12 protein-coding genes are annotated in these 14,393 nt (G+C 54.4%); 7 read left to right on the top strand and 5 right to left on the bottom strand.

The window, feature by feature from the left end:
• From ABSG47_RS16970 to ABSG47_RS16955, 4 genes are all read right to left on the bottom strand, one after another.
• A partial coding sequence (locus ABSG47_RS16970) for an ABC transporter permease (RefSeq protein ID WP_424170889.1) occupies positions 1-1,257 on the bottom strand: 1,257 nt, incomplete at its 3' end.
• A 281-nt stretch (positions 1,258-1,538) separates the two neighbouring features.
• The gene (locus tag ABSG47_RS16965) at positions 1,539-2,510 is read right to left on the bottom strand and encodes a thioesterase domain-containing protein (RefSeq protein ID WP_424170888.1); all 972 of its coding nucleotides are present in this window, start codon (positions 2,508-2,510) and stop codon (positions 1,539-1,541) included.
• A gap of 105 nt (positions 2,511-2,615) precedes the next feature.
• Positions 2,616-3,161, bottom strand: coding sequence for an REP-associated tyrosine transposase (locus ABSG47_RS16960; protein ID WP_424170887.1), 546 nt, complete (start codon positions 3,159-3,161; stop codon positions 2,616-2,618).
• 461 nt (positions 3,162-3,622) lie between these two features.
• Positions 3,623-4,717, bottom strand: a complete 1,095-nt coding sequence (locus ABSG47_RS16955) for a YncE family protein (protein ID WP_424170886.1) — start codon at positions 4,715-4,717, stop codon at positions 3,623-3,625.
• A 105-nt stretch (positions 4,718-4,822) separates the two neighbouring features.
• Here ABSG47_RS16955 and ABSG47_RS16950 point away from each other — a divergent pair, with 105 nt between their 5' ends.
• The 3 genes from ABSG47_RS16950 to ABSG47_RS16940 all read left to right on the top strand — a co-directional run bounded on the left by ABSG47_RS16950 (position 4,823) and on the right by ABSG47_RS16940 (position 8,966).
• Positions 4,823-5,569, top strand: coding sequence for a ThuA domain-containing protein (locus ABSG47_RS16950; protein ID WP_424170885.1), 747 nt, complete (start codon positions 4,823-4,825; stop codon positions 5,567-5,569).
• A 172-nt stretch (positions 5,570-5,741) separates the two neighbouring features.
• On the top strand, positions 5,742-8,102 hold the full coding sequence (locus ABSG47_RS16945) for a GH116 family glycosyl hydrolase (protein WP_424170884.1): 2,361 nt from the start codon (positions 5,742-5,744) through the stop codon (positions 8,100-8,102).
• A 48-nt stretch (positions 8,103-8,150) separates the two neighbouring features.
• Positions 8,151-8,966: a ThuA domain-containing protein gene (locus ABSG47_RS16940; RefSeq protein ID WP_424170883.1), complete on the top strand. Its 816-nt coding sequence runs from the start codon at positions 8,151-8,153 to the stop codon at positions 8,964-8,966.
• A 63-nt stretch (positions 8,967-9,029) separates the two neighbouring features.
• On the opposite strand, the gene ABSG47_RS16935 is transcribed toward ABSG47_RS16940, so the two are convergent.
• Positions 9,030-10,238, bottom strand: coding sequence for an ROK family protein (locus ABSG47_RS16935; RefSeq protein WP_424170882.1), 1,209 nt, complete (start codon positions 10,236-10,238; stop codon positions 9,030-9,032).
• A gap of 518 nt (positions 10,239-10,756) precedes the next feature.
• Here ABSG47_RS16935 and ABSG47_RS16930 point away from each other — a divergent pair.
• From ABSG47_RS16930 to ABSG47_RS16915, 4 genes are read left to right on the top strand one after another with little or no spacing between them, the layout of a single operon-like run.
• Positions 10,757-12,925, top strand: a complete 2,169-nt coding sequence (locus ABSG47_RS16930; RefSeq protein WP_424170881.1) for a S9 family peptidase — start codon at positions 10,757-10,759, stop codon at positions 12,923-12,925.
• 37 nt (positions 12,926-12,962) lie between these two features.
• Positions 12,963-13,238 carry a hypothetical protein gene (locus ABSG47_RS16925; protein WP_424170880.1) on the top strand — a complete coding sequence of 92 codons (276 nt, stop codon included), beginning with the start codon at positions 12,963-12,965 and terminating at the stop codon, positions 13,236-13,238.
• 11 nt (positions 13,239-13,249) lie between these two features.
• Positions 13,250-13,648: a type II toxin-antitoxin system VapC family toxin gene (locus ABSG47_RS16920; RefSeq protein ID WP_424170879.1), complete on the top strand. Its 399-nt coding sequence runs from the start codon at positions 13,250-13,252 to the stop codon at positions 13,646-13,648.
• Positions 13,649-13,652: 4 nt separating this feature from the next.
• Positions 13,653-14,204, top strand: a complete 552-nt coding sequence (locus tag ABSG47_RS16915; RefSeq protein ID WP_424170878.1) for a regulatory protein RecX — start codon at positions 13,653-13,655, stop codon at positions 14,202-14,204.
• The last annotated feature ends 189 nt before the right edge of the window (positions 14,205-14,393 follow it).

Here is a 14,393-nt window from a genome sequence, read left to right as displayed (position 1 = left end):
CAACCCGAACACTACCCCGCATCCCAGCGACAGCAGCACTGTGAACGCCGCAATGCGCAAATCTAGATGCGCATTACCAAGAAATGGAACTCCCGCCGGAGCCAATGCCACAAACACCCGCAGCAATCCCTCTGCCAGCGTCAGTCCCACCGCAGCTCCTGCCAATGCCAGCAGCAGACCCTCCGTCAATCCCTGTCGTGCCAGGCGCCAGCGACTGGCTCCCAGTGCCGCACACACTGCTAGTTCTCGCTGCCGCTCCGCTCCACGCGCAACCATCAACCCGCCCACGTTCGCGCACGCGATCAGCAGCACTGTCACCACTGCGCCCAGCAGAATCCACGCCAAACGTCGCGTATCGCCCATCTCCCGTTCCCGGAGTGGCCTGATGCTCAGTCTAGTTGAGTCCCGCATCCGCTCCGGCAGCCACTCCATCTCCGGATTGGACACCGATTGCATCTGCACCTGGGCTTCTGCGAGGCTGACCCCAGACTTCAGTCGGGCAAAGGTCTGCATCTCGTCCCCGAATCCACCATTTACGGTGTTCTGCACCGCGGCGTCAAGCGCCATCGGCTGGACCACATCCGCCGGTTCAAGCGTCGGGAACTGGAAATCTCGCGGAAGCACGCCTACTACCCGTACCAAATCTCCATCGATATTGATCTCTCTCCCAGTGATCTGCGGGTCGCTACCGTAATGTCCGTGCCACAGCGAATACGAAATCATCACTACAGGTGACCCGTGCGGCACATCCTCCTCCGGAAGAAAATTCCGTCCCAAGACCGGCGAAATCCCCAGCATCGGGAGCATTCCTGCCTGAAACGTTACACACTCCAACTTTGCCGGATGATTCTCCACTAGGTCGCACGAATGCGGCGCGTCGCCTTGGCTGGCAATCGCTGCAAACGGCTTTTGGTTCGCCTGCCAATCCAGATAGAACCTCCCGGCCATAAACTCCTCGGGCGCCGACGCGACTGCGAACCCAACCGAAACCAGCCGTCCCGCATCCGCATATGGCAGCGCACGAAACAGAATCGGGTCCACGACACTGAATACTGCTGTAGTCGCCCCAATTCCCAGTGCCAGCGTCAGTACTGCACTCACGGCAAATGCCTTCGACCTCCAGAATCCGCGCAGCGCATAACGCACATCCTGCGCCACGGTCTCCATCCACCATCCCGCACTCATCCGCTCGCGCATCTTCACCTCATTGACTGAAATCGTAGTTCCCGCCCCATCTCGCCCCTTTTTCTCTGCCATACCCGAACTTCACCCGCCAGCCCATGCATCGTCGTCAATTCGTCTCCGGGCAAGAAGGTGACGCGATAGTTGTCGGTTCCGCACCATCAACCGCGACTCCAACCATTCAGGCCTGCGGCTGGAGCCAATAAAAACTTCGCGCAGATTGTTTCTTCAGTTATCCAATCGAACTCGTCCACCGATTTTATTCGAGCCAGTCCAGCGCTGGATACAGCCGCCGCTGCCCATCATCTTGAAATATTGGGTGACACTCATCTGGGTCATACTGCTCCACAGTCAACTCAGAGACTCTTCAATTCGTTTTCGAGAAGACTTGCAATTTCGGCTAGCGGTTCCGGATTCATCATCTCACCATGCTCGCACGCAATAGGATGATAACAAATCATTCCATCAACATATGGCTGCCATTTCTCCAGAACTGATCGGATCTCGGTTTCATTCTTCGTTGCGATGAAGATTAAGAGGTTGCCGATATACTTCATTGGTACGAACTTTTGTCCTTGAGTTAACGCATCTCTCATGTTTTGGAGCAGTACTGGAAACTGATCTTCGCTGAGAAGCGGTGGCAATCGATCATCTTGACGTAGCCGGTCGTAAAGAGTCTGGAGGGTTGTGTATTGACTCCCTAGATACTCGCCAAACATATCATATGCAAAGTCCAACAAAGTTGGGGATGCGTGGGCATCAGTGTTTTCAATTTCATCTGAAAAAAATGGAGTGGAATCAAAAAGCGAAAGAAGTGCCACTTCATCGCCGAGCCGTTGAATCACATTTGCAACAGCAAAGGCGATGTGCCCGCCAATAGACCAGCCTGCCAAATGATATGGCCCGGTCGGTTGAATTTTGCGAATTTCATTATGGTAATCAACAGCAAGTTCCTCTATCGATTGAACAGCCCCCCGCGAGGCTGTGAAACTGCGTGATTGTAAGCCGTATATTGGACGTTCTCTGTCGAGGTATTTCAAGAACCCTATATAGCATTGACTGAGTCCGCTTCCTGGATGCATGAAAAATATAGGTTTCAAAATACCTTCTGACCTGATTGGCAATATGACATCGAACTGTCGCAGGTTTACTGAGTTGTTGATTTGCTCGGCAAGTCTAGCAACAGTAGCAGTCTCAAGCAATGTGCGGATAGAAACGTCTACTTTGAGTGTCCGTCGAATCTTGTTTATAACTTGCGTTGCCAACAATGAGTGGCCGCCGAGAGAGAAAAAGTTATCGCGTCTGCCAACCTTGTCAAGCTTCAGCACCTCAGCCCAAACCGGCGGGTGGCCCAGGTCTTTAGAAAGTTCGTTCTACCCACACCGATGGGTGCCCCAGGTCCTTGCAGTTGAGGACCTGGGATGCCTCGAACCTCAGCCTACCGGCCTTTTCCTCTTCAACCACCACGGTAACTCCCCACCCCTCCGCGCAGCCGTCCAGAAAGATTCAATCTCAACTGTTCCATTCTCTCCAGTCACGTAGTGTCGAGCACTCGACCACAGCCAGTCCTCCGGTTTAGCCACCAATCCGCGCTCGACGGGATTCCGGTGAATATACCTCAGCTTCTCCGCCCGCTTCTCCTCGCTGTGTACATTGAAGTCGTAGTATCGCGCCTGCCAGAAGGGCCGCTCCACACGCTGCACAGAAACGGATAGCTTCAACGCCTGCACACTCCTCGCCAGCAATCCTTTCTGCGGCTCGCTCACCAGCAGATGAACATGCTCCGGCATCACCACATACCCCACAACAACAAATCGATACCGCCCTCGGATCGACTCCAGGCTAGCCTCAAAAATCTCCCTCGCCTCTGCCGTACCCAGATACGGAAGCCGGTGAAAACAACTGAACGTCAGGAAATGGAAATTTCCCGTCTCTTGAAAACGGACAAGTTCATTGGGCATTTGCCCAAGAATATACATCCCTTTCTCACAATGTCACCTTATGTTGCACCATGTCTTTCAGGAAGCGCGTTCACTACTACCGATGGGTGCCCCCCTCAAGGTCTTTAGAAAGCAAGTTCCACCCACACCGATGGGTGCCCCAGGTCCTTGCAGTTAAGGACCTGGGATACCTCGAACCTCAGCCTCCCGGCCTTTTCCTTCTCAACCAACCCGGCAACTCCCCACCCCTCCGCGCAGCCGTCCAGAAGGACTCAATCTCAACCGTTCCATTCTCTCCAGTCATATAGTGTCGACAACTCGACCACAACCAGTCCTCCGGTTTCTCCACCAATCCGCGCTCCACGGGATTCCGGTGAATATACCTCAGCTTCACCTCGAAGAGTCTCTGGATGGGCTCTAGAAAATGTCAAACTTCTACTGCCTCCCCGGCAGAGCCAGGGGAAACATCCCCGGCGGAGTAAGAATAGGGCAACGCAAAATTATTTCCCATTCGCAATTGGAGTTATCCAAGGCGCACTGTAATTCGCTACATAGACACGGCTGAAAACCGGATCGATCGCCACTGCATACGGATGGCGGCCCGCATTCAAATCACGGATCGCTTTATTTCTCGCTCCGTCAATGACGGTAACATTGTCGCCGAGGACGTTCGCTACAAAGATGCGGTTGGATTTCGAATCGATCGCTATGCCCTGTGGGTGCCGGCCAACAGGCAAAGTTGCAATCACCTTCCTTGTCCGCAGATCAATCACGCTCACAGTCTCATCGCCATAATTCACCACGTAGAGTTTATGCGTGACTGAATCAATAGCCAGCGCACAAGGGAGTTTGCCGACGGGAATGGTGCTGACGACGTGCGTTTTTTCATCCAGCGCTACCAATTCGGCCGTTGCCATGTGCGTCAGAAACAATGTGGAAGTTGACTCGTCCAAAATCATGCCCCAGATGTGCGGGCCAACGGCAACTTTGGTGACGGCGCCCGTCGCTTCATTCAAAATGCGGATGTTCGGATCTTCGTAGGTGGTTAGAAAGACCGTGTTCGTAGCTGGATCGATAACCACCCCATCGGCATTGCCTGCCTTAAGGGAATGAGTCGCATTCGATGCGCCGTCAATTTCAGTTACCGTGCCGCTATAGGTGTGTGTTACGTAGATTCGATTGCTTGCTTCGTCTACGGCCAGCATATAGGGAAGCGGGTCGCTTGTAACAGTAGTGATTACAGCATCGCTTGTGCCATCGATGACACTGACTGAAGCGCTTCCATCGTTGGCAACATAAATTCGATTGGTAATGTGGTTAACTGCGATGGCAATGGGTTCGCGGCCCACTTTTACGGTGTGCGCAGAGCCCGTTTTGGCGTCAATCACAGTTACGGATTCTGTGCCTTCACTCACTGCGTAAATCTTGTGCGTGGATGGGTTCAATACAATAGCAGCGCTGGTAATCAGGCGCCCCCATGCGGAATTCTCTACAGCGCACCATGCAGAAAGCGGCGATGCTACAAGCAACACTATGGCGGCAAGAGTGATGCCGCGTAGAACGCTCGAATAAAACGATGAAGTGCGCAAACCCATATTGTCGCCCGTTCCAAATAACACTATATTATTAATCGTTAGAAAGTCCGATGTCGAGAGAATGTATGGCTCGTCGGATGCGAGAGGAACCTCATGATTCGGCGCATGAAATTATTCTTCGGCATTGCTTTCTTTGGTCTGTGTGTACTATCGGGTTTCAGTCAGGCAAAGACCTTTCGTGTTCTTGCTTTTTACTCAACAAACGTAGAACAGGACCACGTTGATTTCGCCATGCAGGCGATTCCTTTTTTTCAATCTATGGCGGAACGCGATCATTTCACTTTCCTGGCAACATCCAACTGGAACGACTTGAATCCTGCAACGCTGAAAGATTACCAGGTGGTGCTGTGGCTCAATGAATTTCCTGCAACGCAGGCGCAGCGCAAAGCATTTGCCGATTATATGGAACATGGCGGAGCATGGATGGGCTTCCACGTGTCCGGATGGATGGACAGCCGTGAAACCTGGCCTTGGTTTGCTGACTTTTTAGGAACAATGTTCTCCGGCAACAGTTGGCCTCCGATGCCGGCCACGCTCATGATTGACGATCGGAGCCATCCGGCAACCAGAGGGATGCCGAAGAGCTTTGTATCTCCGGATAATGAGTGGTATAGCTGGCAACCAAGCCCGCGCAACAATCCAGATATCAAGGTTCTAATCACGCTTGCACCGTCGAACTATCCGCTGGGATTTAAAGATACATTGGGCGGAGGCGATGTCCCGGTTGCGTGGACGAACAAAAAATATAAGATGGTTTACACAAATATGGGACACGGAGCCAGGATACTGAGTGATGAAACGCAAAATCGATTCTTTGAAAATGCCTTGCTGTGGCTAGGCGGGCGGAATTGATCGTACCAGTTCACGTCCGAATTTGTTACGTGTGAACGCCCCTCACGCCTATGCTGTCCATAGAATTTCTGATGATAGGCTCGCACTCGGGGCTGACTTGCAGGAGGGCATCCTGAAGCACATATTGATTCGATTTTGCAAACTAAGTTTCATTCTTTTGCTGGTGTTCTACATGGCTGCCGTCAGTGCGGTGCATAGTCAGCAGGCAATTCCCTCTGCCGCCTGGAAGCGACCGCTGGGGCAGCCGCTGGAAAACCCCGGCAAGGCCATGAAGAGCGGCCTCATTGATGATGGGTACTGGCAGGGCGTGCCCGTAGGCGGCCTTGGTGCGGGGACATTTTCGCGCAGCTATCGCGGCGACTTCGCTCGCTGGCACATCAAGGCCGCTGTGCACAAATATGAGCCCGTCTATGCCAATCAATTTGCCATGTATCAAAAATCCGAAGGAGACGCGCAGGGCGTAGCGCAGGTGCTCATGAACGGTCACCCCCAGAATGGTGAACTGTCCACCTGGAAATGGGATTACCCCGTCGGTGCCGGGGACTACTACGCTCTCTACCCCAAGGCTTGGTTCGACTACCGCTCTGACAAGTTTCCTGCCCGCGTAACGCTTGAGCAGTTCTCGCCCATTCTTCCTGACAACTACCGTGAATCAAGCTATCCGATAGCAGTCTACCGCTGGCACGCTCAAAACCCAACCAACAAAACGGTAACAGTCTCCGTCATGCTGACGTGGACAAATATGTCTGGCTGGTTCCGCACCTTCACAAATGACTTCGCAGGCACTCCAAATCAGGGCAATCACAATGACTACCAGAGCGAGATGATTCCCGGCTCCGGAACCATGAAGGGCATCGTCCTCGGCCGTAACCATATAGGCACAAATGACTGGGATGGTCAGTTCGCAATTGCCGCGCTCGATTCCCCTGGCGTAGAAGTCACCTATCAAACCACATGGCAGGCATCGGGCGACGGCAAGGAAGTGTGGACGCCGTTCTCCAAAGACGGTCGTCTCGCCAACGACACCAAATCATGGGTCAGCGACAAGGAGAAACTCGCCGGCGCAATAGCGTTGCGCTTCACGCTAAAGCCCGGAGAAAGCAAAGTCATCCCGATGGCTCTTGCATGGGATTTTCCCGTCGTTCAATTCGGCGAAGGGCGCAAATGGAATCGCCGCTACACGGATTTCTATGGAACCTCCGGAGAAAACGCATGGAAAATTGCCCGCGATGGCCTGCTTCACGCTTCCGAGTGGAGCGAAGCGATTGACCGTTGGCAGGCTCCCTATATCAACGACGAAAGCAAACCACTCTGGTATCGCGGAATGCTTTTCAACGAGCTATATGCGCTTTCTGATGGCGGAACTTTCTGGGGGCGCCAGGTCGGAAGCGATCGCAGGATAGAACCAACATTTGCGCTGCTGGAGTGCTTCGACTATGCATACTATGGCACCCTCGACGTGCGCTTCTATGGGTCATTACCGCTCCTCAAGTTCTGGCCAAAGATCGACAAGCAGGTGCTGCGTGAATTTGCAGACACAGTGCCAAAGGAATGGCCGGAGCAGGGGATGTCGGTTTGGAAGTCGCAGTTGACCGGCGAGCCTGTCACGCATAAGCGCAAGAAGATTGGTGCCGTACCGCACGATCTCGGTGTTCCTGAAGGCGACCCTTTTGTCGCCGTAAACGAGCCCGGCTGGCAGGACACAAATGACTGGAAGGATCTGAACTCGAAATTCGTGCTAATGGTCTACCGTGACTACGTGCTGACCGGCAAAACCGATAAAGCATTTCTGCGTGAAACGTGGCCAGCCGTAAAAGATGCGATTGAGTATCTGCGCCAGTTCGATCATGGAGGCGGCGTGCCGGAAAACAGCGGCTACCCTGACCAAACTTATGACGACTGGGTGGTGAGCGGTGTCAGCGCGTACTCCGGTGGCCTCTGGCTTGCCGCCCTGCGAGCCGCGGAAGAATCCGCGCGTATCATAGGCGATGCCAAAACCGCCGAAGAATATCACGCGCTTTTCCTGAAGGGGCAAAAGACTTACATCTCGCAGCTATGGAACGGCGAATACTTCCGCTACGACACACACAGCGAATCCAGTAATGATATTCAGACCGACCAGCTAGCCGGCCAGTGGTATGCAACCTTGACCGGACTTGGCGATATCGTCCCGCATGAAATGCAGGTCACCGCATTAAATAAGATTTATAACTTCTGTGTGCTCAAGTATGGCGACGGCCAAATGGGCGCAGCCAACGGCATGACCGCCGACGGCAAAATCATCGACAATCCGGAGGCCCGCGAAGTGTGGGTAGGCACAACACTCAGCTACGCAGCTCTGCTGCAGAGTGAGAGCATGAAAGACGAATCATGGAAGACCGTCCACGGTCTCTATCACGTCATTTATGAAACCAAGGGTTACTGGTTTCGCACACCGGAAGCATGGGATGTCGAAGGTAACTTCCGCGCCGGGATGTACATGCGCCCCATGGCCATCTGGGCGATGGAGATGACGCATCCACGAGCGAAATAATCGGTGTTATCGCCGCATGTAAGTGTTGGACAACAGAATGGAGACAGTATGCGCTTGTCACGCAGAACGCTGCACCACGCAATGATTTGCTTGTGCATTTCCGCGCTGCTATTGAGTGCGGTAAAAACTGCATGGGCGGCGGCTTCCACGTCAGAAGGTCCTCGATTTCGTGTAGTTGCCATCGCGGAGCCCGGAGGAATTCACCGTCCCTTCGTCGATGCCGCAATGCTATGGCTGAATCAACTGGCGGCAAATGAGAACTTCGCCGTCGACTACATCCAGAACACAGACAAAATCGATGACGAATTCCTCTCCCACTATCAGCTTTTCATTCAACTGAACTATCCGCCGTACAACTGGACGCCGGCAGCGCAGGCCGCCTTCATCAAGTACATCGAGGAAGGCCGCGGCGGCTGGATCGGCTTCCACCACGCGTCCCTGCTCGGTGAATTCGACGGCTTCCAGATGTGGCCGTGGTTCTCTCAGTTCATGGGCGGTATTCGCTGGAAGAATTACATCGCGTCCTTCGCAGATGGAACTGTAACAGTAGAAGACAAAACGCATCCCGTCATGAAAGGCGTCTCCAGTCCTTTTCCTGTTCTCCATGAAGAGTGGTATACGTGGGATAAGTCGCCGCGTCCTGACGTGCATGTCCTGGCCACAGTAGACGAAAGCACATACAAGCCTGACACGAATATCAAGATGGGTGGAGATCACCCCGTCATCTGGACGAATGAGCGCATGAAGGCACGCAACATCTACATCTTCATGGGCCATCATGCCGATCTCTTCGAGAATCAGGCATTCACCACCATCTTCCGCAACTCCGTCTTCTGGGCCGCCAAACAGCAGCCTTTGCACTAGCCATCATCTTTCGTGCAACAAAAAAGTGGGGATGCTATCGGACGGCATTACCACGCACAAAGGTCAAAGCTCAGGCTGCGGAAGCAGGACCGAAGGAAGCGCTTGCAAAGCCAGGGAGATGCACCCCCAAAGCACCGCTCGCTGATTCGGCACGCTGGAGGCAATCCTGGCCGCTGCGAACTCGCCACCCTCCAACTGCTTCTGTACAAAACTAATCAGCGCCGGGTGACTGCCAATCTCGCCACCTAACAGAATCAGCCCAGGATTCAGAATGAGCGACAGGTTCACGATGATGTCCGTAACAATCTCCGAATGTTGGCGAAGAATCTTAGCGGCGCATGGATCTCCGGCCTTGGCCATATCCAGAATCTCTACCGCGTCCGGCTCGCCCTTTCTTGCGCCGCGCGCAGACTTGCTGCATGCCTCTCGCCAGCTCTTCAGAATTCCGGAGCTCGTCAATACAGCCTCTAGTTCGCCAAACTCATAAATCGCCGGCTTCCTGCGGGAAATAGAAGGCAGACGAAGATATGCAATCTCTCCAGCCGACCAACCCGTCCCATGATGAATCTTGCCATCTAAAAATATGCCGGCGCCAACGTTGGTGCCAATGTTGATAAAAACAAAATCCTTCTCAGCCTGCGCGGAACCGCGATAATGCTCTCCCTGCGCGCCCAGATTCGTGTCATTCTCTACAATCACCAGGCAGCCGGCAATCTTGCTCAACATTGCGCGCAAAGGCACCGCGCGCCATCCCTCAAGATTGCTGATCGAGCGCACACTGCCCTCGTCCACATTCGTAATCGCAGGTACGCCAACCACCAGCGCCAGCAGCTTCTCCCGCGTCTTCTTATGCCTGCGCAGAAAAGTCTTCAGCTCATTCCCAATCAGGCGGCAAATATCCTCCGGCTTGGTTTTGCGCTGCGCAAGCGAAACCTCCAGCCGGTCCAGCTCACTGCCGTCCAGGTCGGTAAATAGAAAGAAAATGTTCCTCGCAGTAATCTGGACGGCAAGCAGACAGCCGCGCTCTGCCTTGAAGCGAATCATGTCTGGCGGCCGCCCACCACTCGAACGTCCCTCGCCCAGCGGCTCAATCAAATCTGCGGCAAGCAGGTCCTTAACGACATTGGTAACCGTTGGAGCACTGAGCCCCGAGACGCGGACAAGATCCGCCCTCGAACAGGAACCTGCTTCACGCAATAGCTTCAGAATGCTGCGTGCATTGGTGTGCCGGAGAACTGAGGGCCTGCCAATTGGAATGGATTTTTTCTTCACTTCGTTCCCTGACAGCATATTTTGCCCACAAGCTGTAGTGGCCCGCATCGTACTGAATCCAGTGCCGCCATCGCACCACGAAACCGTTCCGCAAAAAAGCGCTTGCTTTCTAACCGCTGCAAGAAATGATACTAAATAAACGTTACGAAGTTATCCAGACGAATCCTGTAATGAGCAAATCGTCAGTTATTTATGATATTTTTCAACATCTATAGCGCACAGAGAATCCCCGGCTGTTCCCGCAGCTACCGGATGCGTGCGCCTGAATCCCTCCCTGAATGCTTCCTCGGTTGGGGCTTTATGCATTGGTCATAATCAGATGAGAAAAAGCACCCAAACGTGTGTAAAATCGCTCGACTCGCCCACCGATAAGCAAACAAAAGACGAATTATTCCTCGATAGGAAACATCCCACGGCTCCATGCCGCAGAGACATTCTGGAGTCACAAATCGTCAGCCCTCATAGCCTTCGGGAAAGGAGAGATATAAACTTGCTCCTTGCAGTAAGGAAAAATATCCATGACCCATCGCAAGCAGCTCCTTCTCGTCGCTATCGTCTGCGTCCTCGCGCTCCCCGCCTATGCACAAACAAAGCGCCCCATGACCTTCGAGGACATGATGGCCATGAAGCGCCTCGGCGAAACCGCCGTCTCACCCGACGGCCAATGGCTCGCCTACTCCGTCTCCACCGAAAGCCTCGAAACCAACAAATCCACCTCGCAGTGGTACCTCCAGAAAATCTCCGGAGGCGAGCCCATTCAGCTCACCTCACTCCACCCCGGTGACTCCGGCCTCCAATTCTCCGCCGATGGCCATTCCGTGCTCTTTCTTTCCGGTCGAAACGACAGTCAGCAAATCTGGCTAGCCGCCTTCGACCCCGCCACCGGCACAATCGGCAATGAGCACAAGCTCACCAGCATCTCCACAGAAGCCGACAACGCCCGCTGGTCTCCAGACAGCAAATCCATCGTCTTCACCTCAAGCGTCTATCCCGACTGCCCCGCAATCACCACCACTGACAACAGCGGCGACAAATGCAACGCCGACCGCGACAAGGCCGCCGCCGATAGCAAAGTCAAAGCGCAAATCTTCACCGCGCTCCTCTACCGCCACTGGGACCACTTCACCGGCCCCAGGCGCAGCCATCTCTTTCAAGTCAGCATCGACAGCGGCTCCGCACGCGACCTAACACCCAATGCCCCGCACGACGTTCCACCCTTCTCGCTAGGCGGCGACGGCGGCTTCAGCATCTCACCCGACTCCAAAGAGTTAGCCTTCACCGAAAACCCCGATGAAGTCCCCGCCATCTCAACAAGCGCGCAAATCTACACCCTCGACCTGACCAACCCATCCGCCAAGCCGGTAAAAATCAGCACCTCAGCAGGCGGCAACTTCTCGCCAGCCTATTCCCCCGACGGCAAATATTTAGCGTGGCGCAGCCAAGCCCGCGCCGGCTACGAAAGCGACAAATTCCGTCTAATGCTCTACGACCGCACCGCCAAAACCACCAAAGACTTGCTCCCCAACTTTGATCTCTGGGTTGACGAATTTGTTTGGGCAACTGATTCGACGGGTATCTACTATGTCGCAGGCCAAGAAGGTCACGCACCCGTCCACGAAGCCCTCTTGACGGGCAAGACACTCAATCCAAGTGGGATTGACGCAGGAGAATTCTCAAGCCTTTTACCCTTGCCAACTGCTTCTGGCAGCTACCTTATTGCGACGAGAATGTATGTCTGGCATCCGGCTGAGGTTGTCCGCTTTGTTCACGGTCCCATGGCAGGTGTGACAACTACCAAAGATGGCAAAAAGTCTGTTTACTCCCGCGAATCAGATGGAGAGCGTCTGACCCATATCAACGATGCCCTGCTTCAGCAGCTTGATTTGCCCGCAATGGAATCCTTCTGGTTCCCCTCAAAAGACAACACCAAAGTCCAGGGCTTCCTCATCCGCCCGCCCAACTTCGACCCTACCAAGAAATATCCAGTGAAGTTCTTAATCCACGGCGGCCCGCAAGGCGCATGGGGAGATAGCTGGAGCTACCGCTGGAACGCCGAGCTCTTCGCCGCCAACGGCTACGTCGTCGTCATGATCAACCCGCGCGGCTCCACAGGCTACGGCCAGGCATTCATCGACGGCATCAACGGCGACTGGGGCGGCAAGCCCTATCAAGACCTCATGACCGGCCTCGACTACGCCGAGCAGCACTATCCCTTCATCGACAAATCCCGCGAATGCGCCCTCGGCGCAAGCTACGGCGGCTACATGGCCAACTGGATTCTCGGCCACACCAACCGCTTCAAGTGCATCGTCTCCCACGACGGCATGTTCAACCCCGAATCCGCCTTCGGCACCACAGAAGAATTGTGGTTCAACACCTGGGAGTTCAAAGGCGCACCCTGGGACTACTACGGCAAACCCGACAGCGAAAATCCATTCCGCAGATGGTCGCCAGCATTATCTGCAAAAAACTTCAAAACCCCAACGCTCGTCATCCACAGCCAGCTCGACTACCGCCTCGACGTCTCCGAAGGCTACCAGCTCTTCACAGCGCTCCAACTCCAGCACGTCCCCAGCAAATTCCTCTACTTCCCCGACGAAGGCCACTTCGTCCAGAAGCCCCAAAACAGCCAGCTCTGGTACAAAACCGTCAACGCCTGGGTAGACCAATGGACGAAAGGAAAGTAATGTACTACAAATTCTAAGCTTGTAGTACAATCAAATCATGAAAACAGGCAGCGTACAGGCGAGATTGGACGAGGAGTCACAGGCAGCACTCGACAGGCTCCTGCGGCATGGAATGAGCACCTCTGAAGTGATCCGCAAAGGCATTCGTCTGGTGGAGGAGCACCATGCCCCCGCGCCGCGCCGCAAGCTCATTGGCATCGGCATAATAAGCAGCGGCGTATCGGATCGGGCCACCAACAAGAAGTACATGGAGGATTTCGGCAAGAAGAGCATGGGTCCGGGGTGGCAGAAACCAAAGGGTCGGGCTAAGTGAAGCCAATCCTGGTGGATGCAGGTTTTCTAATCGCAATCTACGACAAGGACGAACGGCATCATTCACTATGCGTGAGTCTTTATGAAACAATCGAAAATCCTTTGGTGACGTGCGAGGCCGTTCTGGCCGAAGCGATTCATATATTAGGTCTTCCATCCGCCGCAGACCGCATCATAGCCAGTGTAGATGCAGGAATCCTTGAAGTTCCTTTTCGCCTCAATCAATCCGCATCGGCTGTGCGGGAAATCATGCGGAAATATCGTGATATTCCAGCCGACTTTGCCGATGCCTGTCTGATTCAGATGGCCGACGAGCTCGACACCGGCGACATCCTCACGCTGGACAGTGACTTCAAGCATTACCGCTGGCGGCGCAACAAGTCATTCCATCTCTTGATCCCACTCAAATAAGCTGATGCCCTTCAAGCCCTCCAAGCCGAAAGCCCCACTCAGCGAATCCGGCCTCTACGACTACGCCATCAAAGCCCTGGGCCGCACCATGCGCACCGAAGCCGAACTCCGCCGCCTCATGCGCCAGCGCGTAGAACCCGGCGAACCCGGCGAAGCCATAGTCAACTCCGTCGTCCTGCGCCTAAAAGAACACGGCTATCTCGACGACAAATCCTTCGCGGAAACCTTCACCCGCCTACGCGTCGAAAACGAAAAGCTGGGCCAGCGCACCGTTCGCCAGAAGCTCGCCCAAAAAGGCGTCCCCGCGCCCATCGCCAATGAAACCATAGAAGCCCGCTACGCCAACACCGACGAAGAAGCCCTGGCCCGCCAGCACATTGAGCGCAAGCGCCTGAAGAAGCCGGAAAACGAAAAGGAAACCGCCCGTGTCCTGCGCCGCCTGATCGCCGCCGGCTTCTCCACCCGCGTTATCTACAAAATCCTCCGCCAGTGGGACGTCCCGGAAGAAACCCTATCGGCCTTGGACTCACTTGAAGACGAGCCGCCTCACGAATGAGCCCCAATTAAGTGAGCCCCAGCCAAGTGAGCCCAGTTATGCTCCCGGAGCTTTGCTCGCCAGAATTTCCAGCATCTCCACCTGCGGCGGCGTAGCAAACAATTCCTCCGCCTTCGCAAAGAGCGCCTTGGCAATCTCGCCCGTCAAATGAGCCTTTCTGCCCTCTTCGTTGCTGAACGTATCGAAGAT

Source organism: Occallatibacter sp., from assembly GCF_049510455.1.
Lineage (GTDB): Bacteria > Acidobacteriota > Terriglobia > Terriglobales > Acidobacteriaceae > Telmatobacter.
The sequence above is the reverse complement of the archived record's forward strand: the minus strand, read 5'-3'. Positions and strand labels throughout refer to the sequence as shown.

Bases quoted from the DNA above. Each gene is read 5' to 3' on its own strand.
- ABSG47_RS16960 (WP_424170887.1), bottom strand. From the start codon at position 3,161: ATGTATATTCTTGGGCAAATGCCCAATGAACTTGTCCGTTTTCAAGAG.
- ABSG47_RS16915 (WP_424170878.1), top strand. From the start codon at position 13,653: ATGCCCTTCAAGCCCTCCAAGCCGAAAGCCCCACTCAGCGAATCCGGC.
- ABSG47_RS16930 (WP_424170881.1), top strand. From the start codon at position 10,757: ATGACCCATCGCAAGCAGCTCCTTCTCGTCGCTATCGTCTGCGTCCTC.
- ABSG47_RS16945 (WP_424170884.1), top strand. From the start codon at position 5,742: ATGGCTGCCGTCAGTGCGGTGCATAGTCAGCAGGCAATTCCCTCTGCC.
- ABSG47_RS16925 (WP_424170880.1), top strand. From the start codon at position 12,963: ATGAAAACAGGCAGCGTACAGGCGAGATTGGACGAGGAGTCACAGGCA.
- ABSG47_RS16940 (WP_424170883.1), top strand. From the start codon at position 8,151: ATGCGCTTGTCACGCAGAACGCTGCACCACGCAATGATTTGCTTGTGC.
- ABSG47_RS16950 (WP_424170885.1), top strand. From the start codon at position 4,823: ATGAAATTATTCTTCGGCATTGCTTTCTTTGGTCTGTGTGTACTATCG.
- ABSG47_RS16955 (WP_424170886.1), bottom strand. From the start codon at position 4,717: ATGGGTTTGCGCACTTCATCGTTTTATTCGAGCGTTCTACGCGGCATC.